Here is a 21,801-nt window from a genome sequence, read left to right as displayed (position 1 = left end):
CGCAGTAAGAACTAATGTCTCTAAACTTCTCTAAACTGAAATATATTCAAATCGAACTCTCAAATCTAATCAATCAGATGTAAATGCCCTGTTTGAACGTCATCGAAAAGACGATTAATCTGTCGCCTTTCTGCCTCGCTAAGTGATGTATCTGCCAGAATTACAGAAGTTAGATAAAAATAATCTTTGCAGCTGATCTGTTGGGTTAACCTGGTGCGATTGATCAATCGTCGAGCAGCTTCGGCTGATTTTTGAGCTGTAACGCGAACCATTCTATACCCCTACTCCTACCGTAACTAATGGCAGGACGTTTAGATTTGAGTTGAAGCTGATATGAATTAAAGCGAAATCAAATTGGTTGCCTTTGCCCGTTCTTCTATTCCGCAAAAGGCTTCTTTCTCACAGGCAAAGAGAGGGTGAGAATCCTGTAAAGCCTCAATTAACTTTAGCAGGCCAATTTTTCGGAAACCTGAGCGAAAATACAGAAAGAACTGTGTGAACCCTGGACTCAGTAATGCAAATTCACCGACTTCCTGCCCTATCTGATAACTATATTTTTGTGCTGCATGATCCCAATTCTCAGACTGCTGCCGTAATTGATCCGGCTGAAGCAGAGCCAGTTCTACGCTGTTTAAGCAACCTGAATGCGAGACTAGTCTCGATTTTGAACACCCATCACCACAGTGATCATGTAGGAGGCAATGCTCAGCTTCTCCGAACTTTTCCAGAGGCGATCGTTCACGGTGGAGCATCCGATCGAGGCAGAATTCCTGGACAGCAAATATTTTTGCAGGAGGGCGATCGAGTGACATTTGCTGATCGATCGGCGGAAGTCCTGGACGTGCCGGGACACACCAAGGCTCATATTGCCTATTACTTCGCGCCTGTTCATCCCGGAGAACCCGGTGAACTGTTTTGCGGCGATACACTATTTGCGGGCGGCTGTGGCAGGCTGTTTGAAGGCTCTCCGATGCAGATGGTGAATTCCCTGACCAAGATTCGATCGCTCCCGGATGATACGCGCATCTGGTGTGCCCATGAATATACGCAGAAAAATCTTCAGTTTGCGTTAACGGTGGACGAGCAAAACCAGGATTTACAGCATCGCGTAGCCCAGGTTAATCAGTTAAGAGGACGATCGGAAGCAACGATTCCCTCACTGCTGGGGGAAGAAAAACGGACCAATCCCTTTCTACGCTGGGATCAGCCTGTCCTTCAAACGAAGGTCAAAAGCCATGACCCAATTCAAACCTTCGCTCGACTGCGAGGCATGAAGGATCAGTTCTAGGGTGATGCAAATCTAGGATGACGCAAAGCAGTTTTCCCTACCGGGAATCGTCTCAACCCCTTGCTTCATCTCCCCATTCACTCACTCTTAAAGCAATTCCACCGTCACAGGGGCATGATCGCTCGGTTTCTCCCAGCCACGAGGCACAATATCTACTGCACAAGTCTGGGCACGATCGCGCAATTTCTCTGAGAGATAGTGATGGTCGATGCGCCAGCCGCGATTCCGCTGAAAGCCGCCCGTGCGGTAGTCCCACCAGGTAAATTGCCCGTCCTCATGAAACTGACGGCAGCCATCTGTAAATCCCAGGTCGAAAACCGATCGCTGAAGTGCCTCTCGTTCTGCTGGCGAGGACATAATGTGAGTGTCTTTGCCTTTGGGGTCGTAGATGTCCCGGTCTTCGGGGGCAATGTTGAAGTCTCCGCACACCAGGATTTCAGCGTGATCGGTTTGCCAAGCCTTGAGGTAGTCGCGCAGCACGGCAAGCCAGTTTAGCTTGTATTCGTATTTTTCGCTGCCGACTTCTGAGCCGTTAGGCACGTAAAGATTCACAATGCGAATGCCGTTTAGAACGCCGCTAATGACTCGCTTTTGTGCCTCAAAAGATGCTGCGGAACTACCAACGACTTCAGCAAAGCCAATGCTGACAGCTTCCAGAGGGGTGCGGCTAATCAGAGCAACGCCGTTATAGGATTTCTGTCCTGAAATGTAGGTGTGATAGCCCAGGTCTGTAAAGATCGATCGCGGAAAGTCTTCATCGACAACCTTGGTTTCCTGGACGCACAGCAGATCAACTTCGCTGGATTTGAGCCAGGTTTGCACCTGATCAAGGCGCGATCGAATCGAGTTGACATTCCAGGTGGCAATCTTCATGGCACTCTCTCTAGGGCAGTCCGGGCAGCAAAAAACAGCCTTCCTAGCTTACGGCAATTCGGGCTGTTTGAGGACGCCGAAGCAGCTCCTAAGCTGTTTGCGCCATTGAGCCTGTGACTTCTGTAAATTGGATAATGTCCTGACGTGGGTCAACGTAGGACACTTTGATTTCCAGCCGATCGCCCACTTCAACCGATCGGTTAAACCGCATTGCCATTTCCAGGCCCAAGTCTTCGATCAGCACCAGTCCCAGATTTTCGTGTTCGCGCAGCCAGCGCAGCATTAGCACTTGCCAGACCACATCGGCATGGCGACGCAGATACTCTAAGCCCCAGTAGCGATTCGTTTGTCGCTCGACCAGGGTGGATTCGTAGGCAGTGTTGCTAACTGATTGAATCAGTTCCTGGGCTTCTTCGGGCGAGAAGGGCAGCGGTGCACCCCGCAGGTGTGCCTTGATTTGAAAATGTGCCAGCAGATCGGCATAGCGGCGAATGGGGGAAGTGACCTGCGTATAGGTGTTGAGCCCGAGGCTCGCATGGCGGGCAGGCGTCAAACTAACTTCGCTACGAGGCATACAGCGACGAATCGCGCAGTAGCGCACGGGTCCGGCGGGAAGCTGCATGAGCTCTTCTTCGGGAGGCAATTCGGGCTGGGGTTGTCCCCGAAAAGGCAGCGGCAGATGGTGTTCTTCGCCATAGCGTCCGGCAACTTCTCCGGTCAGGATCATCATTTCGGCGACCAGATTGCGCGAGAGCGAGTCATCCAGTACGTCGATCGTAATCTCGTCGTCCCGCACTTTGATCGAAGATTCGGGCATCCGAATGCTGATTGCCCCCTGAGACTGTCTCCAGGCGTTGCGTCGCTTTGCCCAGATTGAGATTGCTTCGATTTCGGGTTCTGCCTCAACCTGTAATTCCAGCATTTCGTCTACATCTTCATAGGTGAGGCGGTAGGTGGGCTTGATCAAGCTGGGATGAATTTCGTATTCTTCGATCGCCCCCATCTCGTCCAAAATCACACCAAAGCTGAGCGCGGTACAAACCTGCCCCTGGTTGAGGCTCATTGGGCCGGTTGCCAGCTCGGACGGAAACATTGGGATCATTCCCGTGGGCAGATAAACTGTGGTGCTGCGGCGACGGGCTTCCAGATCCAGGTCGTCTCCGGGCATGACCCAGCGCGTCGGGTCGGCAATGTGTACCCAGAGCCGGTGTCGTCCGTCTGGCAAAAACTCGACACTCACCCCGTCATCAATTTCGCGGGTGCTTTCGTCGTCGATTGTATAAACTTTGAGCTGAGTCAGGTCAAGCCGATCGCGGTCTGGGTCAGGCGGCGGTGATGCAATGCGACTGTGAGCCATTTCAAGTACCCTTTGAGCGAATTGGGTTGGAATCTGGCTCCGCCGCAAGAACAAGTTTTCGTGGGGACTCCAGAGGCGAAGGTCTACCAAAAGCTGAAAAGCAGCTTGGGCGGTTTCCGGTTTACCCAGTGCAGACAGGGTTTCCAGAGCTGGGGTGCGATGTGTGGCTTCTTCACCTAACAGCGCGAACCGTTCAAGGGCTTCTAACCGGGGACGATCGCTCACCTGCCATTCTATCGATTCTCCGGTCAGGGCTTGTTGTAAGCGTGACAAAAATCCCTGCCATTCCTGGACTCGCTGTGCCTCGATCGTGGCTTGATGCTTGAGTTCATTCACCTGGGCAACGGGTCGCGGCTCGTAGCGATCGCCCTTTTGCTTAAAGTAAAGCTTGTCTTCGGAGAGTAAATAATAAGCCGCATAGCAAAGCGATGGGCTTGTGTCGGAGAAAAGGAGCATTGCCATTGTTGCGGGTTCGACTGCTTCTCCGTCTTCCACGAGCAGTTCCCAGGCAACTTCCAAGCTAGAAGGATCAAGATAGGGCTGAATCGACTGCCAGAAGCCGGAAATCTCTTTGGACTGATAAGCTTCTCTGGCGATCGTATAGGTGATTTGACGAGGATGCAGCGTGTGGGACTGTCCTCGCTCATCAACGACGATCAAATGCTTTTTTCCTTCGAGGCGATCGACTACCGCCAAGCGGCGCGGTCGTCCTTTCTCCGGCTGATCGCCTTGCAGTCGAAATTCAACTAAAGTGCCCTTTTCCATGTGTGCTGTGACGAGGGTTGTAAGCGTAGGGAATTTTCCACTATCAGCATATCGGGATAGAATCCCCTCCACCCACACCCGAATCCACTAACCTTCCTGATTCACGAACGGCAGGAGCGCGAGAATGCGTGCCCGCTTGATTGCTTGAGTCAGATCGCGCTGCTGTTTGGCAGTCAGACCCGTAATCCGGCGAGGCAGGATTTTTCCTCGTTCGGTGACGTATTTGCGGAGCAGATCAACATCTTTATAGTCGATCGGATCACCAGGCTTGATCGGAGAGACGCGGCGACGAAAGTAAGTCATAGGTCAAGATTTGCTTTATCTGTAGAAGAAATTAGAAAAAATCAACGGTCAACAGTGAGTCCAGGATTCAGGCAAGAAATTACTTAATTTCTTTGTGAGCCGTGTGACGGTTGCAGTGGGTGCAGAACTTTTTCAGTTCGAGTCTGCCAGTCGTGTTACGGCGGTTCTTCTGCGTGGTGTAGCGAGACACCCCGTAGGAACGCTTGTCTGGGTTGCTACGGCATTCCGTACATTCCAGAGTGATAATAATTCGGACACCTTTAGCCATAGTTGGAACGGTTTCTACCGGGCGCGACGATTAAACACAAACTCTTATTATTTCATACGAATCCAAGCTTGTGCAAGAAAACGCGAAATCCTGCTAAAACTTATGCTCTCTGCTCAAGACGCTGAAGCTCTGATTTTGAACCTGACCCAGCCGCTCGACCCAGAAAGCGATCGGGAAATGGTCGATTTACCCGCTGCTGCCGGACGCATTCTTGCTGCCCCAGTCACAGGAACGCAAGATTTTCCTTATTGGGATAACTCTGCAATGGACGGCTATGCAGTACGGCATCAGGATGTGGCTCAGGGAAGTGCAGAAGATCCGGTGATGCTGGAAATTGTCGAAGAAATTCCGGCAGGGAGTGCGCCGCAGAAAACGATTCAGCCCGGACAAGCTGCGCGGATTTTCACAGGTTCGATGCTGCCTCTGGGGGCGGATACGATCGTCATGCAGGAAGACACCCAGCCAGAAGGCGATCGAGTAAAGATTTTCACTACCCCTCAACCTCAAGCCTTTGTGCGACATCGAGCCGCTTTTTATCAGGCAGGGCAACCTTTATTAAATGCAGGCATTCGGCTGGGAGCGGCAGATATTGCAGTGCTGGCGACGGCTCAGTGTCTTCAGGTTCCGGTGTATCGATCGCCCCAAGTTGCGATTCTTTCCACAGGAAATGAACTCGTTTCGCCCGATCGCCCGCTTCAGCCCGGACAGATTGTAGACTCGAATCAGTACGCGCTTGCTGCGCTGGTGGCTCAAATGGGAGCGAAGCCCCTGCCTCTCGGAATTGTGCCCGATCAGCCGGAAGTCCTGAAAGAAAAAATGGCTGAGGCGATCGAATCTGCGGATCTCGTGCTGTCGTCGGGGGGCGTTTCGGTTGGGGATTATGATTATGTTGATCGCATTCTGGCAGAGTTGGGGGCAGAAATTCATGTGCGATCGGTCGCGGTCAAGCCCGGAAAGCCGCTAACCGTTGCCACCTTTCCTAAAGCCAATTCAAGCCGTCCGGTTCTCTACTTTGGACTTCCCGGAAACCCCGTCTCTGCGCTGGTGAGCTTCTGGCGATTCGTGCAGCCTGCGCTTCGTAAGTTATCCGGTTTACAGGCAGGATGGCAACCTGCGATCGTTCAAGGAAAAGTGCTGCAAGACTTGCGATCGGATGGTAAGCGGGAAAGCTATGTGTGGGGACAGGTGCAGTTGAGCGCGGGTGAATTGGCTTTTGAAGTCGCAGGGGGAGCGCAGAATTCAGGCAATCTGATCAATCTGGCACAGACGAGTGGGCTAGCGATCGTACCCGTAGGGACAACTCGTATTGCTGCTGGGGAATCCGTATCAATTTTGCTGGTGAATGGCTTGAGCTAAATGATTAAACTGAAGGAAAAGCTTCCTGCTATTCAGGTTTTGGTAGTTGGGTGATGTGTCCTACCTTGCCCCCTGAATTCCCCACTTTTAGGGGACTTTGAGACTGGATTTACCTTTTTTCTTTCCATTGCCTTCTCTTCCCATTGCCCTCCATGACGCAACTTCCCGATCGAGTCCGGCAAAGCAATTTTCTCAATCAGGTCATCATCGATCGCACCACGACTGAAGAACTGGGGCGGGTCGAAGTTCTGTGGATGTATGTGCCGAAGCATCGAGTGCTGGGGTTTGTGGGGAAAAGTGGGTTGCTGGGCAACAAGAAATTTGCCTTCAAGCTAGAGCAAGTGCAAGCTATTGGCGAAGGGGGGATCGTGACGCAGGGACAGCCCGAAACAACGACACCCGATCGCGTTAAACGGCTTGAGTCTTTGATGCAGCACGAAGTTTGGACGGAAGGCGGGGAACGGCTGGGGAAAGTAACCGATTGTGTGTTTAACCTGAAAACGGGCGAAATTACGCATTATCTCTTCGTTTCTAGCGATATTTCTGGAATTCTGGGCAGTATCTATCAGGTTTCGCCCCGATGGATTGGTAGTATTGGCGAGAAGCGAATTTTGCTGTCGGTGACTGCGATCGTTGAACCTTATCAGGAAAGCCTGCCGCAAAAGATTACGAAAACGGCTGAAACTCTGAAAGAAGAAGCGGTGCAGGAATGGCGATCGATCACTGAAAAAGCCACGGGACAGATCAAGCAAATTCGATCGCAGGTGAAGGAGCGAGGTCAGGAAGTTTCAGAGCGGCTGCGAGAAGAGGCACAAACGCTGGCAGAACGGGCGAAAGAGCAGAGTCAGACCCTGGCAGAGCAGGTCAAGGAACAAAGTCAAATCCTCAGCAGACAGCTTGAGGAAGGAATTCAAACCCTGACTGTGCAGGCGGAAGAAATCTTCGATCGCAGCGATGAACCAGAGACGCGCCAGTATTCCTATGAAGAAGCCGATTTCGATTGGGACTGGGATGAACTAGACGAGGAACCTTCTGGCGATTACCCCGAAGGGGAAACTGCTTTGCATCGCAATCCTCAAGACCAATCCGCTTCTCAGCGCAGTCGGGGCTTTAATACGTTTGTCGATGCGGACCCGTTTTCTGTGCAGGGGAATCGCGTTCCGTCTCACTCCTGGCAGCCAGGAACATCGAATACGAGCGGGGTAGAAGATCCCGGTAATCCGTTTGATTCCAATGCGATCGACGATTTTGACTTCGATGATGATTTCTGGAGTGATGAGCCTGCGTCTTCTGCACCCGTCACCCCAAAGCCAGCCTCCGAAAAGAGCCAGCCTGCTGTTCAAGAAGGTCGCCCTCTGGTTCCGCCCCTTGTCCCTCCGCCTCATCCGATGACCCCGAAGGAGGAACAGTTGCCCACTGCCGATGCTGACGACTTGGACGACGAACCCTGGATCTAATGTCGTGAAGGCGGTAAAGTCTCTATGTGAATCTACGCTGCTTCTGCCATGGGCCACGCTTCTTCTGCGATCGAGATCCGCTCTGTTCAAACCCCACAGGATCAGGAATTATTTCTGGATGTGCCTACCAGAGTTTACAAGGGCGATCGAAACTGGGTTCCGCCTTTTCGCAGCAGCATTGCCAAACAGCTTGCGCCGGATAATGCGTTTCGGCAGTACGGCAGGCTTCAGCAGTTTATTGCAGTGGATTCGCAAACCCAGGAAGCAGTTGGTCGGATTGTCGCGGCGGTAAATGATCGCCTGATTGAACGCGAAGGGCGACCGATCGGACTGATGGGCTATTTTGAGTGCATCAACGACTTTGACACAGCAGAGGCTTTGCTGAAAGCGGCTTGCGACTGGCTGCGAGAACAGGGAATGACGATCGTGCGGGGACCGATTGATTTGTTTACCCACAATCGCTGCCTGTTTCTGGTGCATGGCTTTGACACGCCGCCCACAATCATGATGCCCTACAACCCGCCCTATTACCCGGAGTTTGTAGAAAAGGATGGCTGGCACAAAGCGAAAGATGCTTATGCCTATGACTTTCCGATTGCAAGCGTTCTGCCGGAGGAGTTTGAAAAAGCATACCGAATCGCCACCAAAGCCGGGATCACGTTTCGCCCGATTCGCACCAAAGGCGCAGCATTCGAGGAGGACGCCATCAGCGTCTACAACCTGACAACGCAAATGTTTGCCAATAACTACAGCACCACACCCCGCCCTCAAGAGGAATTTCTGGAAGAAGCTCGATCGATGCAAACCCTGATCGATCCCGATGTGTTCCCGGTGGCAGAGCATGACGGCAAGATGATTGGCTACTGGTTTGGTTTACCGGACTACAATATCGCCCTGAAGCACGTTAACGGCAAACTCGACCTCTGGGGCACGCTGAAATTTCTCTGGTATCGCCGCAATATTGATCAGGGACGGGTGCTCCTGTTCTGCTGTTTACCTGAATACCGCCGCCAAAGGGTTCCCCTTGCGCTAATTTACCTGGGCTTGCAGGGCGGTCTGAAAAAAGGCAAACCCTATAAACGCGCAGAGCTGGGGCACGTTTACGAGGACAATATGCCCTCCCGCAAACTGATCGAGGCAACAGGCGGCAAAATCTACAAAACCTACCGGATTTATGAAAAAAGTTTAGGGTAGATATGCTGCTCAATCCGCCAAGACGCACTTCTCTAAAGACTCACAAAACTGGGACGATGTTCAAGACCTGGAACATCTTGTCAAAGACAAACGATCTGAAAAACGGGCAGCTTCTGCCAAAGGACATGGGATGTAAAGGTTCGGAATGATGCGTTACGGCTTCGTCTCACCTATCCTCTAGGTTATTCTGTCCAATCGATCGCATTCCGCATTCACTCGACCCTCGCAACTATGAAAGCACTCGTCACAGGCGCAAACGGATTTACTGGCTCTCATCTGGTTCAGGCATTGATCGATCGCGGCTTTGAAGTCGTTGCCTTGGTGCGAAAAACCAGCAATCTATGGCGTCTGGCGAAGCTGCCCGTACAGTATGCCTATGGCGACATTACCGATCGCCCTGCCCTAGAAGCCGCAATGCAGGGAGTTCAATGGGTGTTTCATACCGCTGCCTATGTGGAACTTGGTGTGGTAGACGCAGAGGCAATGGAGCGCATCAACGTCGAGGGAACTCGCGCCGTTCTCGAAGCGGCTCAGGCTGCGAATGTTGAAAAGATGGTCTATTGCAGCACGATCGGCGTGTATGGCGATACGCAGGGGCGATCGATCGACGAAACCTTTCAGCGGCAGCAGCAGGGCTTTTCCTCGGCATACGATCGCACCAAATATCTTGCACAGCAGCTTGTCGATCAGGCGGCAGCAAACGGTTTTCCAGTCGTGAGCGTCATGCCTTCCGGGATTTTTGGTGCGGACGATCCCCATTTTGGTCCTGTCCTGAAGACGTTTCGGCAGGGCAAGCTGAAAGTCTGGGCAGGGGGCGATCGCATTACGGGGATCGTTCACGTTGATGACTTAGTGAGTGCGATGTTGCTGGCGGCGGAAAAAGCCCCTTCCGGTTCGCACTACATTATCTCTGCCGGAGAGCTTTCCACCCGCGAAATGTTTGATTTTGTCAGTCAGGAAACCGGGGTGCCTGCTCCGCGTGAAGTGCCCCAGCCAATCGTCCGTCTTGCCGGAACTTTGCTTGACCCGATCGGGCAACTCTTCTCCTGGCAACCTCCGATCAGCCGTGAGCGAGTTCACTACATTTACGATCGCTGTGTGCGGGTCGATGCAAGTAAGGCACAGCGGGAACTAGGTTGGCAGCCGCGATCGGTAGAGGAAACGCTGAGAGATTGCTTGAAGGGTTAGAATTCCAGGAATTCAGAACGGCAATGGATGAAGGTGAGCCTGGCTAGGGAGGTGAAAGTCATCCCATAATTGCAACGCCAGAACCCGCCCCTGCACCTCAGATGTAAACTATCGCATCAGGTGAACTGCCAGACCGGGCTGGTTGTTGCACTGTGACCCTCGCCCAAAATGCCATCCTCTAACGACCCAATGCGATCGGCAACGTCAATAATGCGCGGATCGTGCGTTACCATGACCACCGTTCGATTCGCTTCTTTTGCCAGTTTACGAAGCAGGGTGATGACTGCATAACCGCTTTGAGAATCAAGGGAAGCCGTCGGTTCATCGGCAAAAATAAATTGCGGATTGCCTGCCAGAGCACGGGCGATTGCCACGCGCTGTTTCTGACCACCGGATAAGTCACGCGGCAGGTTTCTGGCTCGGTCTGCCAAACCTACCTGGTCAAGCAGCAGACTGGCTTCCTGGCGAGCGTGCCGTCCTTTAATGCCTTTGAAGTTGAGGGCAACCTCAATGTTTTCTAGCGCAGTCAGAGCCGGGAAGAGGTTAAATTCCTGAAAGATAAAGCCGATGTGCTTCAGCCGGAAGTTGGCAAGCTGCGATCGGCTCAGACGAGTCAAGTCTGTTCCTAGCAGAGATACATTCCCCTCCGTTGGCTTGAGGATACCGCCCAGAATCGAGAGGAGCGTCGTTTTACCAGAGCCAGACGGTCCCATCAAAAGCTGAATCTCACCGGGGTAAATGTCGAGATTGATTTGCTTTAGCGCGTGATAGGACTGTGAGCCGTTTTTAAAGACCATCTCCACATCGCGCACGACGATCGCCTTTCCTCCTGCCCGACGAGTCTCCAGACTGCTATCGCCAATTGGCGGCAATCCTTTTGATGATTCCGTAGCATTGACTTCAAAATTAACGCGAGTCGCTGTCATCTTCACTGTAAGCGTTGAGTGGGTGGGCGGTGGATGGAATGGGCAGCACTGAACAGACAGAAAGAAAGCCCGAACAACGAAGCCCGACAGACAGGGTGTGGAGGAGGAACAGAAATTAAACTGGGATCACGGAGCGCTTTGGGATAGCTTCACGGGAATTGATTGCAAATTCGGACAGCATTTTCAAAATGATATAGATTGCCTTTATTAATTGCCTTTAATGAGGAACTGCTTCGCATCATAGAAACAGCCTTAAGCCTTCAAAGATGCATAACCCGCATACAAATGCCCTGAACAATAAGAACGGGAACGAAAAGAGTTATCGGTTGTGATTCTTGATCGTTATTCATATCTTTTAACATCTGTCCTCGCTATCACACCCTGCCTTAAGTAGATTTACGATTTAAACACGATCGCTGGATCAACGCGGGTCACTCTTTGAATGGCGAACAGTGCAGATCCCACACACATTAAAACGGTGATGCCAAAGATGCCTGCGGCAGTGAGCGGCGTAATCAAAATTGCAATGCCCTGAGTAGCGTACGTCCAGGTTCCCAGTCCCCAACAAAGTGCCAGACTGGGGAAATATCCCAGAACTGCCATCCAGAGAGACTGCTGAATAATAATGCTGTAAATGACGCGATCGGCAACGCCCATTGCTTTTAGCGTGGCGAATTCTTTGATGTGGTCTGAAACCGACGAATAGAGAATCTGTCCGACGATCACCATGCCGACAATTACGCCCACCGTTGCCCCCAAGCCCAGGATAAAGCCCACTCCGGTTCGCCTAATCCAGTAGCTGCGAGTGCGAGTTGCCATCTCAGCACGGGTGTAAGCGCGGGTGTTCGGAAGCGTGTTCTCCAGGCGTTGCTTGAGCTGGTCTAGATTTTGTCCAGCCTCGGCACGGACCAGAATATAGCTGATGGGATCATTGGCTGCTAGGGGACTCGGTTTAACCGTGCCATTCCCTGGCGATGACTCATAAACGTTCCTGCAAAGAAACTGTCCGTTATTCATACGACAGTCTAGATTCGCAGTTCGGTTCCCGGTTACGTAAGCTTTTGCATTTTCGATCGAGGTGAATAGAAAGGCACTGGACGCGATCGACTGGGAATCACGGGTAATGCCTGCGACTTTAACGGGTAAGGAACCAAGCGTCGCCGTATCACCCACCTGCCGGACATCCAGACTGTCTAGCCTGCTGCGATCGATAATCACCTGATAAGGCTGCACATCTTTGAGGTCGCCAGACAGCATCTCGAAATCGCTAAAGAGCTGCCCGTTTGGGTCGAAGCCGAAAATCCGAACCGAGCTAATGTCACCTTGTGGACTGCGCCAGATGCCGCCTCCTAGTGCGAGGGCTTCTGCCCGATCAACCCCCTTCACCTGCTGAGCCTGAGGCAACAGACTGGCAGGGATCGGCAGGGTCAATTCCTGCTCAACCATGTCCTGATTGGCAACCCAAATATCGGCGGTAGAGCGATCGATCAGCAGCCCAACTGAGCGAATAAATCCGCTCAAAACGCCAACCTGAATTGCCACCAGACTCACCGCAAACATAATCCCAGCTTGCGCAACCAGAAAGCGGGGAATATCTTCAAATAAATTACGGCGAGCGATCGAAGCCATATTAAAAGGAGTATGTCAATAGCTAGGCTAGATGGTTCTAAACGGTATCCTCCTAGTGTCAAACAGTTACTAGGAAAAGACATCATCTTTTCGGAGTCACCCGATCGAATGAGAGATCGCCGAAAAGGAGGTAAACAAAGGAATTAAGCTCCAATATGAAGCTTACTAACAGACTCTACTGTGTTCAAGACAGCAAACTTGCTGACCTTGTGCCACTGACTCGCCAAATTCTTTACGCTGCTGAACTGTCTACTGCCCATCGTTTAAGCAATTGTTTCAGCCCGATTAGCGGGTCAGGCAACGAAGAATACCCAGAAGGGTTTGCGATCGAGGTGTCAGCAGGGTGCGGCGATAGGCATCTGCGGCTTTTTTAATTCCTTCTGCCTGAGTCGGATAGGGATGAATGACGCTGGAGAGCTTGCTCAGCCCCACCTTTCCCACGATCGCCGTCGTGATTTCGCTAATCATTTCTCCGGCGTGTTTTGCCACAATTGTCGCTCCCAAAATCCGATCCGTACCGGGTTGGTAATGGATTTTGACAAAGCCCTCGGTTTCGCTGTCGGTAATGGCACGATCGATTTTTTCAAGGGGAATGACAATGGTTTTAATTGCGATCCCTTGCTGTTGGGCTTCCTGAGTGGATAAGCCAACTCGCGCTACTTCTGGATCGGTGTACGTCACCCAGGGCATGACTAAATCGCTCAGCTTCGATCGCCCAATTCCAAACGGAGTGAATAACGCATTCTTGATCACAATCCGGGCGGCGGCATCAGCAGCATGAGTAAATTTCCAGTTCATGCAAATGTCCCCCGCTGCATAGATTTTGGGGTTGGTTGTTTGCAGATAGTCGTTAGTTTGGATACCCTGCTGCAAGTCATACTCTACGCCGATCGCCTCTAGATTTAGCTCCTCCACGTTTGGCGCACGTCCTGCCCCGACCAAGATTTCGTCCACCGTGACCGAAGCTTCCCTGCCCTCACTGCGGTAGGTAATGACCTTGCCTGCTGCCGTTCGCTCCACCCGTAGCACTTCACCTTCTAGGACAAGCTGAATTCCTTCCTGTCGAAAAACCTGCTGCACGATCTCGGCAGCATCCGGGTCTTCTCGCGTCAACACCTGCGCTCCCCGCTCTAGCAGCACCACTTCTGAGCCAAACCGTCGAAATGCCTGCGCTAGTTCACAGCCGATCGGACCTCCACCAACCACTGCCAATCGATCTGGGCGATCGGTCAGGCTGAAAACCGTTTCATTGGTTAAGTAGCCCGTTGTTTCCAGCCCGGGAATATTGGGGGCTGCGGCTCTTGCGCCCGTGGTGATGACCGCTTTCTGAAAGCGAAGAATTTCCCCTGCTACCCGGATCGATCGTCTATCTACAAACTTCGCCTCGCCCAAAAACACATCCACGCCAAGCGACTGAAAGCGATGTGCAGAATCGTTAGGGCTAATTTGCGATCGAATGCGCCGCACCCGCTCCATCACTGCTGCAAAATCGACCGAGGGTTCGTCTACCCCAATTCCGTAACCTGATGCTTTTTTGAGATCTGCAATGACACGGGACGATCGCAGTAAACTTTTCGAGGGCACACAGCCCACATTCAAACAGTCCCCGCCCATTAGATGCCGTTCAATTAGGGCAATCTTCAACCCCAACCCTAATCCGGCAGCTCCGCCAGCTATGACCAGTCCAGCTGTTCCCGCACCAATTACGACCAGATCATAGCAAGCCTGCGGGGTTGGATTTTTCCAGTTCAGTGGATGCACCTGAGCCACCAGAGCTTGATTGTAGTTGTCGTTGGGGAGAATCAACGGTTCAAAGGGTTGAGCGGCAGTCATGGAATTTTCTGAATGATTCGCTCTATCTATTGTGAGATAGACCTCTGTGGGACGGACATTTTTAGATCCAGGCAGGCAAGGACACCCATCCCAAATCCATTTCCATCCCACAATTCATTTAAGTTACAGCGTTTTTCACTCCTGTAAGGTACGGGGGTGTGGGGGCGAAGCCCCCACGCAGGGGCACAGCCCCTGCACCCCATTTTTTGTACTTCAATAGCCTGAACAAGGCTGTAAGTCACGATCCTAAGCCGTCGCTGCTGCCAGATTTTGCGCCACGAAGTCCCAGTTGACCAGATTTTCAACAAACGCCTTCTCGTAGTCGGGACGGCGATTCTGGTAATCCAGATAGTAGGCGTGTTCCCAGACATCCATTGTGAGCAGAGGAGTTTGACCCATCGCCAGCGGAGTCACTCCATCCGGGGTTTTGGTGATTTTGAGCGTACCGTTCTCCAGCACCAGCCATGCCCAGCCGCTACCAAACTGAGTAGTTCCAGCCGTAACGAACTGTTCTTTGAACGCATCATAGCTGCCAAAGTCAGCGTTGATTTTGTCCAGCAGTGCCCCGGTCGGAGTGCCGCCGCCATTGGGTTTCATGCAGTTCCAGTAAAACGTATGGTTCCAGGCTTGAGCTGCGTTGTTGAACAGCCCGCTCTGGCTTTTTGCTGCATCACCGTTGAAGGATGTTTTGATCACCTCTTCGATCGGCTTATCTGCCATGCCTTGCTCGGCTGCCATTTTGTTGTAGTTAGTGACGTAGGCAGCATGGTGTTTGTCATGGTGAAACTCCAGCGTACCGGAGGAGATATGAGGTTCTAGAGCCTTGTAATCATAAGGAAGGGGAGCTAGTTCGTAAGCCATCGTGTTCGTCCTCTCGTAAAATTGTTAAGTTCTATGGACTGAAACGTAAGAAAAGGGAATCAAAGGGAGTCGGTGTTTGCTGATCAAAAGCAGTTTCCCCTCGGGGGAATCGCCTCGCCCTTAACACCCAATCAGCCTAAATCTGTGCTGCATAAAATTCTCTTTTGCAGCAAGAAACAAACTATCGAAAGCATTTTATATCAAAAACTAGAGAATATTAGTATCCTGCCGCCCCCGTCGTTGTTTCTCAGTGACCTAAAAGCAAAATTAGAAGCAAAATCGTTCCCTCTACTTCCCTTACCTCCCTACTTACGATTCTCCCAAAAACACCCAAGCGAATCCGCCGAAAATGCGGCTATCATGTTGCATGGGCTACCGATACAGGTCAATATGGGCAGACAACGTTCGATCCTCGCATTTATCTTCGTGCTGGCAATCGCCGCGATCGTCGTACTAATAAAAGTGCCGCTCCAGCTTGGACTGGATTTGCAGGGCGGTTCGCAAATTACGCTTCAGGTCAGAACCACCGAAGCCGTCCCGCAGATTACGCCTGAAAAGCTGGACGGCGTAAAGCGCGTCGTCGAAAACCGAATTAACGGTTTGGGCGTTTCCGAAGCCGTAGTGCAAACGGTGGGTGAAAACCAGCTTCTCGTTCAGCTTCCGGGCGTAAGCGATCCGGCTCAGGCAGAGCGGGTTCTGGGCGGCACGGCGCAGCTTGACTTCCGGCGTCAGCGATCCGGAACCGAGGCCCAGTTGAGCGTAGAATATCAGGTCTTGCGGGGCTTGCTTCAGGAACAGGTTGCTCTGAGCCAGGGCAACGACCAGGAAGCGATTCAGAAGAATAAAGAAGCGATCGATCGCAGCAGTAAAGCGATCGCAGAACTATTTGATAAAACCGATTTCACAGGCGACAGTCTCAGGAATGCCTATCCGCAGCCGCTCGGGCAGGGAAGCAATACCTGGGAAGTGGTGCTGGTGTTTAACGATAAGGGAGCGGAGCAGTTTGCCCAGCTTACAAAAGATGTGGCAGGAACCGGACGCAGCTTGGGAATTTTCCTGGATCAGCGGCTTTTGAGTGCGCCGGTCGTGGATGCCCGCTATGCTGAAACCGGAATTACAGGCGGTACTGCCAGCATTAGCGGCAACTTTACGACTCAATCTGCCAACGATCTGGCAGTTCAGCTTCGCGGCGGTGCGTTGCCCGTTCCGGTGGAAGTTGTGGAAAACCGCACCGTGGGCGCAACCCTGGGGCAGGACAGCATTCAGCGCAGCATTTATGCCGGAGTTGCCGGGCTGCTGCTGGTGCTGATTTTTATGGTGATTTATTACCGTCTGCCTGGATTAATCGCCGATATTGCCCTGGTACTCTATGCCCTGTTTACGATGGCAATTTTTGACCTGCTCGGCGTGACCCTCACCCTGCCAGGAATTGCCGGATTCATTCTCAGCATCGGTATGGCGGTAGACGCAAACGTGCTGATTTTTGAGCGAACGCGGGAAGAGCTAAAAGCAGGCAAAACGCTGTACCGATCGGTCGAATCCGGCTTTTATCGCGCTTTTTCCAGTATTCTCGACAGTAACGTGACCACGCTGATTGCCTGTGCTGCCCTATTCTGGTTGGGAGCTGGACTGGTGCGCGGCTTTGCGCTGACGCTGGCTCTGGGCGTAGGCGTGAGTATGTTTACGGCACTCACCTGTAGCCGGACACTGCTGCTGCTGGCACTGAGTCTGCCCAGTCTGCGGAATCGGAACTGGTACTGTCCTAACCTCTCTGCTGCTCCTTCTCTTCAAGCCGAAAAAACGTCATGACACTGAAAGTCATTCAACAGCGATCGATCTGGTGGGCAATCTCTGGAGTCGTCATTCTAGCGGGTTTGATTGCCATGCTGATTTCCTGGCAGCAAATCGGTGCGCCACTGCGTCCCAGTCTCGACTTTGTGGGCGGAACTCGGCTGCAGCTTGAGCGTGATTGCGCTCAGCCCAATAACTGTACAGAGCCGATCGATCCGGCAATTGTGCGTCAGGTGTTAGAGTCGCAAAATCTGGCAAGCAGCAGCATTCAGATCGTGGGGCAGGATCAGCAAGCCGTGTCGCTGCGAACTTCTTTCCTCAGTCCTGATCAACGTTCCCAGCTTCAAGATGCGCTATCTAAAGAACTCGGCGCATTTGATCCCCAAAAAACTCAGATTGACACCGTAGGGCCAACGATCGGACGGCAGTTGTTTACCTCTGGTTTGCTGGCGTTGGTGCTGTCGTTTGTTGGGATCATGGTTTATGTAGGCTTTCGCTTTCAGCCGGACTTTGCGGTGTTTGCGATCGTCGCCCTGTTTCACGATGTGCTGATTACAGTCGGTATTTTTGCCATTCTGGGACTGACGCTGGGCATTGAGGTAGACAGCCTGTTTATCGTGGCACTGCTGACGATCGTGGGCTTTTCGGTCAACGATACCGTGGTCATTTACGATCGAATTCGAGAGACAACTCAGGTTGACGGCGATCGATCGATTAATGAGATTGTGGATGATGCCGTGAATCAAACCCTGGCCCGATCGATTAACACAACGCTGACGGCACTGCTGCCTTTGACGGCAATCTTCTTCCTGGGCGGCGATACGCTGAAGTATTTCGCGCTGGCTCTGATTATTGGTTTCCTTGCTGGAGCCTATTCCAGCATTTTCATTGCCAGTACAATGCTTGCTTGGTGGCGGGTGCGAAGTGAAAGAACCGTTTCAGCCACGCCGATCGAAGGGAACTAACGCGTCATGCCCAAAAAACCGATCGCAACCGAACAACGGGTGATCCTGCAAGATGTAAGCTGGGCGCAATATGAGCAGCTCTTAAAAGAACTCGGCAAAGAGCGACAAACACGGCTCACTTACTGGCGGGGCAAGCTAGAAATGATGACCCCGATCGACGCGCACGAGCGATGCAGTAAACTGATCGAGTCGCTGCTGCTGGTGCTGGCAGAAGAAAAACAAATTCCCTTGACGACGATCGCGCCTGTGCTGCTGAAGCACCCGGAATACGGCTATGCAACCGAAACCGATACGGGCTACTACCTTCAAACCAACGCGCTTCAGAAACGCAAGCCCGCGATTGTGCTTCCTGATGAACCACCGCCTGATGTGCTGGTCGAAGTCTCTCTAACCAAAAGCGCGATCGAAAAACTGCCGCTCTATGCCACGTTAGGGATTACCGAAGTTTGGCGATACCTGACAACCGCAGGCGATGATGTTCTCAAGGGCAAACTCCACATTTATCATCTGCACGATTCAGACTACGTTGAGCAGTCTCACAGCCTTCACTTTCCCTTCCTTCCCGCCGATCGCATTCAGCAATTTCTAGAGCAAAGCGACTCGATGAGTTTGGCAGCTGCACTGCGCGTTTTGCGATCGTGGGTGCAGGAGCTTTCTGATTGAGGCTTTTCTACCCTGGGGGAGAGGCTTCATAATCAAAATAAATATGCGAAAACTACTTTTTACAGACAAAGAAACGCTCAAAGTGCGGGCGATCTTTCTGGGCGAAAGCCTGGAACTTAAAGCACTAGAAACCACCGATTACCTCGGTAAGCTGCCACTAGTCGTTCCGGCGGGTGAGCAGGGTTGTGCCGTCTTCTTTCGCTACGGTGCCATTACCCTGTTTGGGTTGAGTCCAGTCGAGGAGGCTTCCTTCTTAAATAACCTGACGCCGTTTGTCACCCAGCCTTTTTCTAAGCCAGAAACTGAGGAAGCCGTGCTACAGCTCGATGTAGTGAACGGTGGGCGTGTCGAAAATGGCGTGATCTGGGTGCAGGATTTCAGCATTGAGCGACTGCAAATTGTGGCGGAAGTGCTGGCAAAAAGTGTTGTGTTAGCGCACTATGAGTCGGGAACCGCCCGCATTTTCGACCAGCTCGAACCCCTGGCAGATGGGCTTCAGCGCACTACCAAAGACGAACGCTGGGGTAAAGAACTGCTGCGGCAATTAGGCAGAACGCTCTCAATTCAGCACAGAATGGTGGGACGGGTCGAAATTACCGATAAGCCCGACTTGCTCTGGGATGCGCCCGACCTGGAAAGAATGTATCTCCGTCTTGAAGATGAATACGAGATTCGCGAACGCCATCAGGCACTTGAACGCAAGCTCAACCTGATTACCCAAACTGCAGAAACCGTGCTGGATCTGCTTCAGCATAATACGGGCTTACGGGTAGAGTGGTATGTGGTCGTTCTGATTGTGGTTGAGGTGCTGCTGTCGGTCTATGACGTGTTGATTCAGTAGCGATCGCCCCAGCCTAGCTCCAGTCGTCGCGCTGAGAGCCACGGCCGCGATAGACCTGCGCCACTTGATGAATCTGGCGTGTCCGGGTAAACAGCTCTTCCTCGGTCATCGACCACTGCTCTAGAGCACGCTCGAGATCTGCCTGAATATCCCTTGCTCCCGGAAACCCGTTGTACCGAATTCGCAGCCGCGCCAGTTCTGCTAGATTGTAATCCGTTGGCTCAGCGTCCAGTAGGGAATTGACGATCGCCCGATCGCTACTCCAGAGCGGATGCTGCTGGTCTTTCTGCCCTGTGTTCTTTTGAGATGCGTCTGCCATCGTTTGCTGCGGAATATTGAGGTGAAAATTGCCCCTCAAATCTTACCGAATTTCCTGCTGGAACGCCTAGCTCTGAGCAAATTGCTCCTGCAGAAAATCGACCAGCAACCGAACTTTGGTAGACAAATGACGATTAACGGGATAAAGCACCGAGATCGAAAGCTCAGGCGCGTGATAGTTGGGCAATATCTGCTTCAGCGTTCCCTGCTCTAACTCCTGCGACACGATAAACGTCGGTAGTAGGGTAATGCCCAGCCCGCGAACTGCCGCATCTCTCAGGACTTCTCCATTGTTAGAACACAGTGCCCCGCGCACCGTCATGGTTTGTTCTCCGTTTGGTCCAACAAGCGTCCACTGATTTTCGATCGCCAATTGCCCGTAATGCAAGCAGGAATGATGGCGTAGATCATCGGGACACTGGGGAATACCATGTGCTTCCAGGTAGGCTGGGGCAGCACAGAGAACTCGTTCAGCGAAAGTGAGCCGATGCGCGATCAGACTTGCGCTGTCCTGGAGTTCTGCAATTCGCACGGTGATATCAAAACCTTCTTCGATCGGATCAACAAAGCGATCGCTCAGGGTGAGCTGCACCTGAAGGTCGGGATATTGCGCCAGAAAGTTTGCCAGGGCAGGCGCGAGGTGCATCGTGCCGAAGGACATGGGAGCATTCACGCGCAGTCGTCCCTTGGGTTCTGCTTGAAGCTGGGTAATCGATCGCTCGGCTTCCTCTAGACTCGCCAGAATTTCTACAGAGCGTTCGTAAAAGGCGAGCCCGGTTTCGGTGGGAGTGACAACGCGCGTACTGCGATGCAAAAGCTGCACGCCCAATTCGTTTTCCAGGGCAATGACGAGCTTGTTGACCGCCGATCGCGACAGTCCCATTTCTCTAGCTGCCGCTGCAAAACCACCTGAGTTCACGACTTGGGTAAAGGCACGCAGGCTATCAAACTTATCCATGCTGACATTGTAGAGTAAATGGATACAGTGCGTTTATAAAATGATGTATTGTCTTTTATTTGGATTCAGTTCATAATCATAGTATGCCGAAAAGGAAAGGACGATCAAAACCACGATTTGCGATATCCTTTTCCACGCATTCCAGAAGACCCATTCTAGGAGACGTGACCTATCACAGGAGATTAAACAAATGATTACCCTTCGACCTGCCGAAGCTAGAGGTGCCGCGAATTTTGGTTGGCTTGATAGCCGCCATACTTTCTCTTTTGGCGAATACTTTGACCCCAATCACACGAGCTTTGCAAACCTGCGTGTGATCAACGAAGACAAAGTTGCTCCCGGTCAGGGGTTTGCCACCCACGGACACCGCGATATGGAAATCATTTCCTATGTTCTTGAAGGCGCATTAGAACATAAAGACAGCATTGGTACAGGATCGGTGATTCGTCCCGGAGATGTGCAGCGGATGTCTGCGGGAACAGGCATTTTGCACAGCGAATATAACGCTTCTAAGACTGAGCCAGTTCACTTTTTGCAAATCTGGATTTTGCCAGAGCGTAAGAGTATTGCACCCGGCTACGAACAGAAAACCTTTACCACTGCGGAAAAGCAGGGTCAGTTGCGTTTGGTTGGTTCGCAGGATGGTCGAAATGGCTCGATTACGATTCACCAGGATGTTGACTTGTATGCTGCCACACTACACGAAGGCGATGAAGTTAACCATCAATTTGAGAATGGACGAGTTGCCTGGTTACAAGTGGCGCGAGGAACAGTTGAGTTAAACGGTCAGCAATTGGCTGCGGGCGACGGTGCAGCGATCGCAGATGAACCCTTGATTACGCTGCGAGGAACGACCCCGAATGCAGAAGTGCTGATGTTTGATATGGCAGCGTAGATAATTGCTGCGGCAATTCAAGACAAGGTTCGTTCAAGACAGGGTTTATTCAAGACAAGCTTCACACTGGGA

Annotated in this window: 20 protein-coding genes; 10 read left to right on the top strand and 10 right to left on the bottom strand. The window is 52.0% G+C overall.

Annotation, left to right across the window (positions count from 1 at the left end; genetic code table 11):
- The first annotated feature begins 514 nt into the window (after positions 1–514).
- On the top strand, positions 515–1,288 hold the full coding sequence (gloB, locus tag NDI45_RS11920; protein ID WP_348247461.1) for a hydroxyacylglutathione hydrolase: 774 nt from the start codon (positions 515–517) through the stop codon (positions 1,286–1,288).
- 87 nt (positions 1,289–1,375) lie between these two features.
- Here gloB and xth read toward each other — a convergent pair whose 3' ends face one another.
- From xth to rpmG, 4 genes are all read right to left on the bottom strand, one after another.
- On the bottom strand, positions 1,376–2,161 hold the full coding sequence (xth, locus tag NDI45_RS11915) for an exodeoxyribonuclease III (protein ID WP_190790835.1): 786 nt from the start codon (positions 2,159–2,161) through the stop codon (positions 1,376–1,378).
- 88 nt (positions 2,162–2,249) lie between these two features.
- Positions 2,250–4,283, bottom strand: a complete 2,034-nt coding sequence (locus tag NDI45_RS11910; protein ID WP_348247460.1) for a ribonuclease R family protein — start codon at positions 4,281–4,283, stop codon at positions 2,250–2,252.
- An 87-nt stretch (positions 4,284–4,370) separates the two neighbouring features.
- On the bottom strand, positions 4,371–4,586 hold the full coding sequence (gene rpsR, locus NDI45_RS11905; RefSeq protein ID WP_088892805.1) for a 30S ribosomal protein S18: 216 nt from the start codon (positions 4,584–4,586) through the stop codon (positions 4,371–4,373).
- A 79-nt stretch (positions 4,587–4,665) separates the two neighbouring features.
- Positions 4,666–4,854, bottom strand: coding sequence for a 50S ribosomal protein L33 (gene rpmG, locus NDI45_RS11900; protein WP_190790837.1), 189 nt, complete (start codon positions 4,852–4,854; stop codon positions 4,666–4,668).
- A gap of 102 nt (positions 4,855–4,956) precedes the next feature.
- On the opposite strand from rpmG, the gene glp reads away from it, so the two are divergent.
- From glp to NDI45_RS11880, 4 genes are all read left to right on the top strand, one after another.
- Positions 4,957–6,210, top strand: a complete 1,254-nt coding sequence (gene glp, locus NDI45_RS11895; RefSeq protein WP_190790838.1) for a gephyrin-like molybdotransferase Glp — start codon at positions 4,957–4,959, stop codon at positions 6,208–6,210.
- A gap of 152 nt (positions 6,211–6,362) precedes the next feature.
- Positions 6,363–7,667, top strand: a complete 1,305-nt coding sequence (locus NDI45_RS11890) for a PRC-barrel domain-containing protein (protein WP_190790839.1) — start codon at positions 6,363–6,365, stop codon at positions 7,665–7,667.
- Positions 7,668–7,715: 48 nt separating this feature from the next.
- Positions 7,716–8,861: a hypothetical protein gene (locus NDI45_RS11885; RefSeq protein WP_348247459.1), complete on the top strand. Its 1,146-nt coding sequence runs from the start codon at positions 7,716–7,718 to the stop codon at positions 8,859–8,861.
- Positions 8,862–9,092: 231 nt separating this feature from the next.
- The gene (locus NDI45_RS11880; RefSeq protein WP_348247458.1) at positions 9,093–10,049 is read left to right on the top strand and encodes an NAD-dependent epimerase/dehydratase family protein; all 957 of its coding nucleotides are present in this window, start codon (positions 9,093–9,095) and stop codon (positions 10,047–10,049) included.
- 116 nt (positions 10,050–10,165) lie between these two features.
- Here NDI45_RS11880 and NDI45_RS11875 read toward each other — a convergent pair whose 3' ends face one another.
- The 4 genes from NDI45_RS11875 to NDI45_RS11860 all read right to left on the bottom strand — a co-directional run bounded on the left by NDI45_RS11875 (position 10,166) and on the right by NDI45_RS11860 (position 15,298).
- The gene (locus NDI45_RS11875; RefSeq protein ID WP_347277837.1) at positions 10,166–10,846 is read right to left on the bottom strand and encodes an ABC transporter ATP-binding protein; all 681 of its coding nucleotides are present in this window, start codon (positions 10,844–10,846) and stop codon (positions 10,166–10,168) included.
- Between the two features lie 525 nt (positions 10,847–11,371).
- Entirely contained in the window at positions 11,372–12,604 is a 1,233-nt protein-coding gene (locus NDI45_RS11870) for an ABC transporter permease (protein ID WP_348247457.1), read from the bottom strand.
- A gap of 285 nt (positions 12,605–12,889) precedes the next feature.
- Entirely contained in the window at positions 12,890–14,437 is a 1,548-nt protein-coding gene (locus NDI45_RS11865) for a mercuric reductase (RefSeq protein ID WP_348247456.1), read from the bottom strand.
- 246 nt (positions 14,438–14,683) lie between these two features.
- Entirely contained in the window at positions 14,684–15,298 is a 615-nt protein-coding gene (locus NDI45_RS11860; protein ID WP_348247455.1) for a superoxide dismutase, read from the bottom strand.
- Positions 15,299–15,688: 390 nt separating this feature from the next.
- Here NDI45_RS11860 and secD point away from each other — a divergent pair, with 390 nt between their 5' ends.
- From secD to NDI45_RS11840, 4 genes are read left to right on the top strand one after another with little or no spacing between them, the layout of a single operon-like run.
- On the top strand, positions 15,689–17,107 hold the full coding sequence (gene secD, locus NDI45_RS11855) for a protein translocase subunit SecD (RefSeq protein WP_348247454.1): 1,419 nt from the start codon (positions 15,689–15,691) through the stop codon (positions 17,105–17,107).
- On the top strand, positions 17,104–18,054 hold the full coding sequence (gene secF, locus NDI45_RS11850) for a protein translocase subunit SecF (protein ID WP_348247453.1): 951 nt from the start codon (positions 17,104–17,106) through the stop codon (positions 18,052–18,054). Before secD ends, secF begins: the two co-directional genes overlap by 4 nt.
- Positions 18,055–18,060: 6 nt before the next feature.
- Positions 18,061–18,717 carry a Uma2 family endonuclease gene (locus tag NDI45_RS11845; RefSeq protein WP_348247452.1) on the top strand — a complete coding sequence of 219 codons (657 nt, stop codon included), beginning with the start codon at positions 18,061–18,063 and terminating at the stop codon, positions 18,715–18,717.
- A 43-nt stretch (positions 18,718–18,760) separates the two neighbouring features.
- On the top strand, positions 18,761–19,558 hold the full coding sequence (locus tag NDI45_RS11840) for an RMD1 family protein (protein ID WP_348247451.1): 798 nt from the start codon (positions 18,761–18,763) through the stop codon (positions 19,556–19,558).
- Positions 19,559–19,571: 13 nt separating this feature from the next.
- Here NDI45_RS11840 and NDI45_RS11835 read toward each other — a convergent pair whose 3' ends face one another.
- Positions 19,572–19,877 carry a DUF3288 family protein gene (locus NDI45_RS11835; protein ID WP_190789960.1) on the bottom strand — a complete coding sequence of 102 codons (306 nt, stop codon included), beginning with the start codon at positions 19,875–19,877 and terminating at the stop codon, positions 19,572–19,574.
- 66 nt (positions 19,878–19,943) lie between these two features.
- Positions 19,944–20,834, bottom strand: coding sequence for a LysR family transcriptional regulator (locus NDI45_RS11830; protein WP_348247450.1), 891 nt, complete (start codon positions 20,832–20,834; stop codon positions 19,944–19,946).
- A gap of 190 nt (positions 20,835–21,024) precedes the next feature.
- On the opposite strand from NDI45_RS11830, the gene NDI45_RS11825 reads away from it, so the two are divergent.
- Positions 21,025–21,729 carry a pirin family protein gene (locus tag NDI45_RS11825; RefSeq protein ID WP_348247449.1) on the top strand — a complete coding sequence of 235 codons (705 nt, stop codon included), beginning with the start codon at positions 21,025–21,027 and terminating at the stop codon, positions 21,727–21,729.
- The last annotated feature ends 72 nt before the right edge of the window (positions 21,730–21,801 follow it).

This window comes from Leptolyngbya sp. GB1-A1, assembly GCF_039962475.1.
GTDB lineage: Bacteria > Cyanobacteriota > Cyanobacteriia > Elainellales > Elainellaceae > Leptolyngbya_A.
Note: the sequence above shows the minus strand (reverse complement) of the source record. Positions and strands in the feature narration are given on the sequence as shown.

Bases quoted from the DNA above. Each gene is read 5' to 3' on its own strand.
- NDI45_RS11875 (WP_347277837.1), bottom strand. From the start codon at position 10,846: ATGGTCTTTAAAAACGGCTCACAGTCCTATCACGCGCTAAAGCAAATC.
- NDI45_RS11860 (WP_348247455.1), bottom strand. From the start codon at position 15,298: ATGGCTTACGAACTAGCTCCCCTTCCTTATGATTACAAGGCTCTAGAA.
- rpmG (WP_190790837.1), bottom strand. From the start codon at position 4,854: ATGGCTAAAGGTGTCCGAATTATTATCACTCTGGAATGTACGGAATGC.
- secF (WP_348247453.1), top strand. From the start codon at position 17,104: ATGACACTGAAAGTCATTCAACAGCGATCGATCTGGTGGGCAATCTCT.
- rpsR (WP_088892805.1), bottom strand. From the start codon at position 4,586: ATGACTTACTTTCGTCGCCGCGTCTCTCCGATCAAGCCTGGTGATCCG.
- NDI45_RS11885 (WP_348247459.1), top strand. From the start codon at position 7,716: ATGGGCCACGCTTCTTCTGCGATCGAGATCCGCTCTGTTCAAACCCCA.
- NDI45_RS11865 (WP_348247456.1), bottom strand. From the start codon at position 14,437: ATGACTGCCGCTCAACCCTTTGAACCGTTGATTCTCCCCAACGACAAC.
- gloB (WP_348247461.1), top strand. From the start codon at position 515: ATGCAAATTCACCGACTTCCTGCCCTATCTGATAACTATATTTTTGTG.
- NDI45_RS11830 (WP_348247450.1), bottom strand. From the start codon at position 20,834: ATGGATAAGTTTGATAGCCTGCGTGCCTTTACCCAAGTCGTGAACTCA.
- NDI45_RS11825 (WP_348247449.1), top strand. From the start codon at position 21,025: ATGATTACCCTTCGACCTGCCGAAGCTAGAGGTGCCGCGAATTTTGGT.
- glp (WP_190790838.1), top strand. From the start codon at position 4,957: ATGCTCTCTGCTCAAGACGCTGAAGCTCTGATTTTGAACCTGACCCAG.
- NDI45_RS11835 (WP_190789960.1), bottom strand. From the start codon at position 19,877: ATGGCAGACGCATCTCAAAAGAACACAGGGCAGAAAGACCAGCAGCAT.
- NDI45_RS11880 (WP_348247458.1), top strand. From the start codon at position 9,093: ATGAAAGCACTCGTCACAGGCGCAAACGGATTTACTGGCTCTCATCTG.
- xth (WP_190790835.1), bottom strand. From the start codon at position 2,161: ATGAAGATTGCCACCTGGAATGTCAACTCGATTCGATCGCGCCTTGAT.
- NDI45_RS11840 (WP_348247451.1), top strand. From the start codon at position 18,761: ATGCGAAAACTACTTTTTACAGACAAAGAAACGCTCAAAGTGCGGGCG.
- NDI45_RS11870 (WP_348247457.1), bottom strand. From the start codon at position 12,604: ATGGCTTCGATCGCTCGCCGTAATTTATTTGAAGATATTCCCCGCTTT.
- secD (WP_348247454.1), top strand. From the start codon at position 15,689: ATGGGCAGACAACGTTCGATCCTCGCATTTATCTTCGTGCTGGCAATC.
- NDI45_RS11845 (WP_348247452.1), top strand. From the start codon at position 18,061: ATGCCCAAAAAACCGATCGCAACCGAACAACGGGTGATCCTGCAAGAT.
- NDI45_RS11890 (WP_190790839.1), top strand. From the start codon at position 6,363: ATGACGCAACTTCCCGATCGAGTCCGGCAAAGCAATTTTCTCAATCAG.
- NDI45_RS11910 (WP_348247460.1), bottom strand. From the start codon at position 4,283: ATGGAAAAGGGCACTTTAGTTGAATTTCGACTGCAAGGCGATCAGCCG.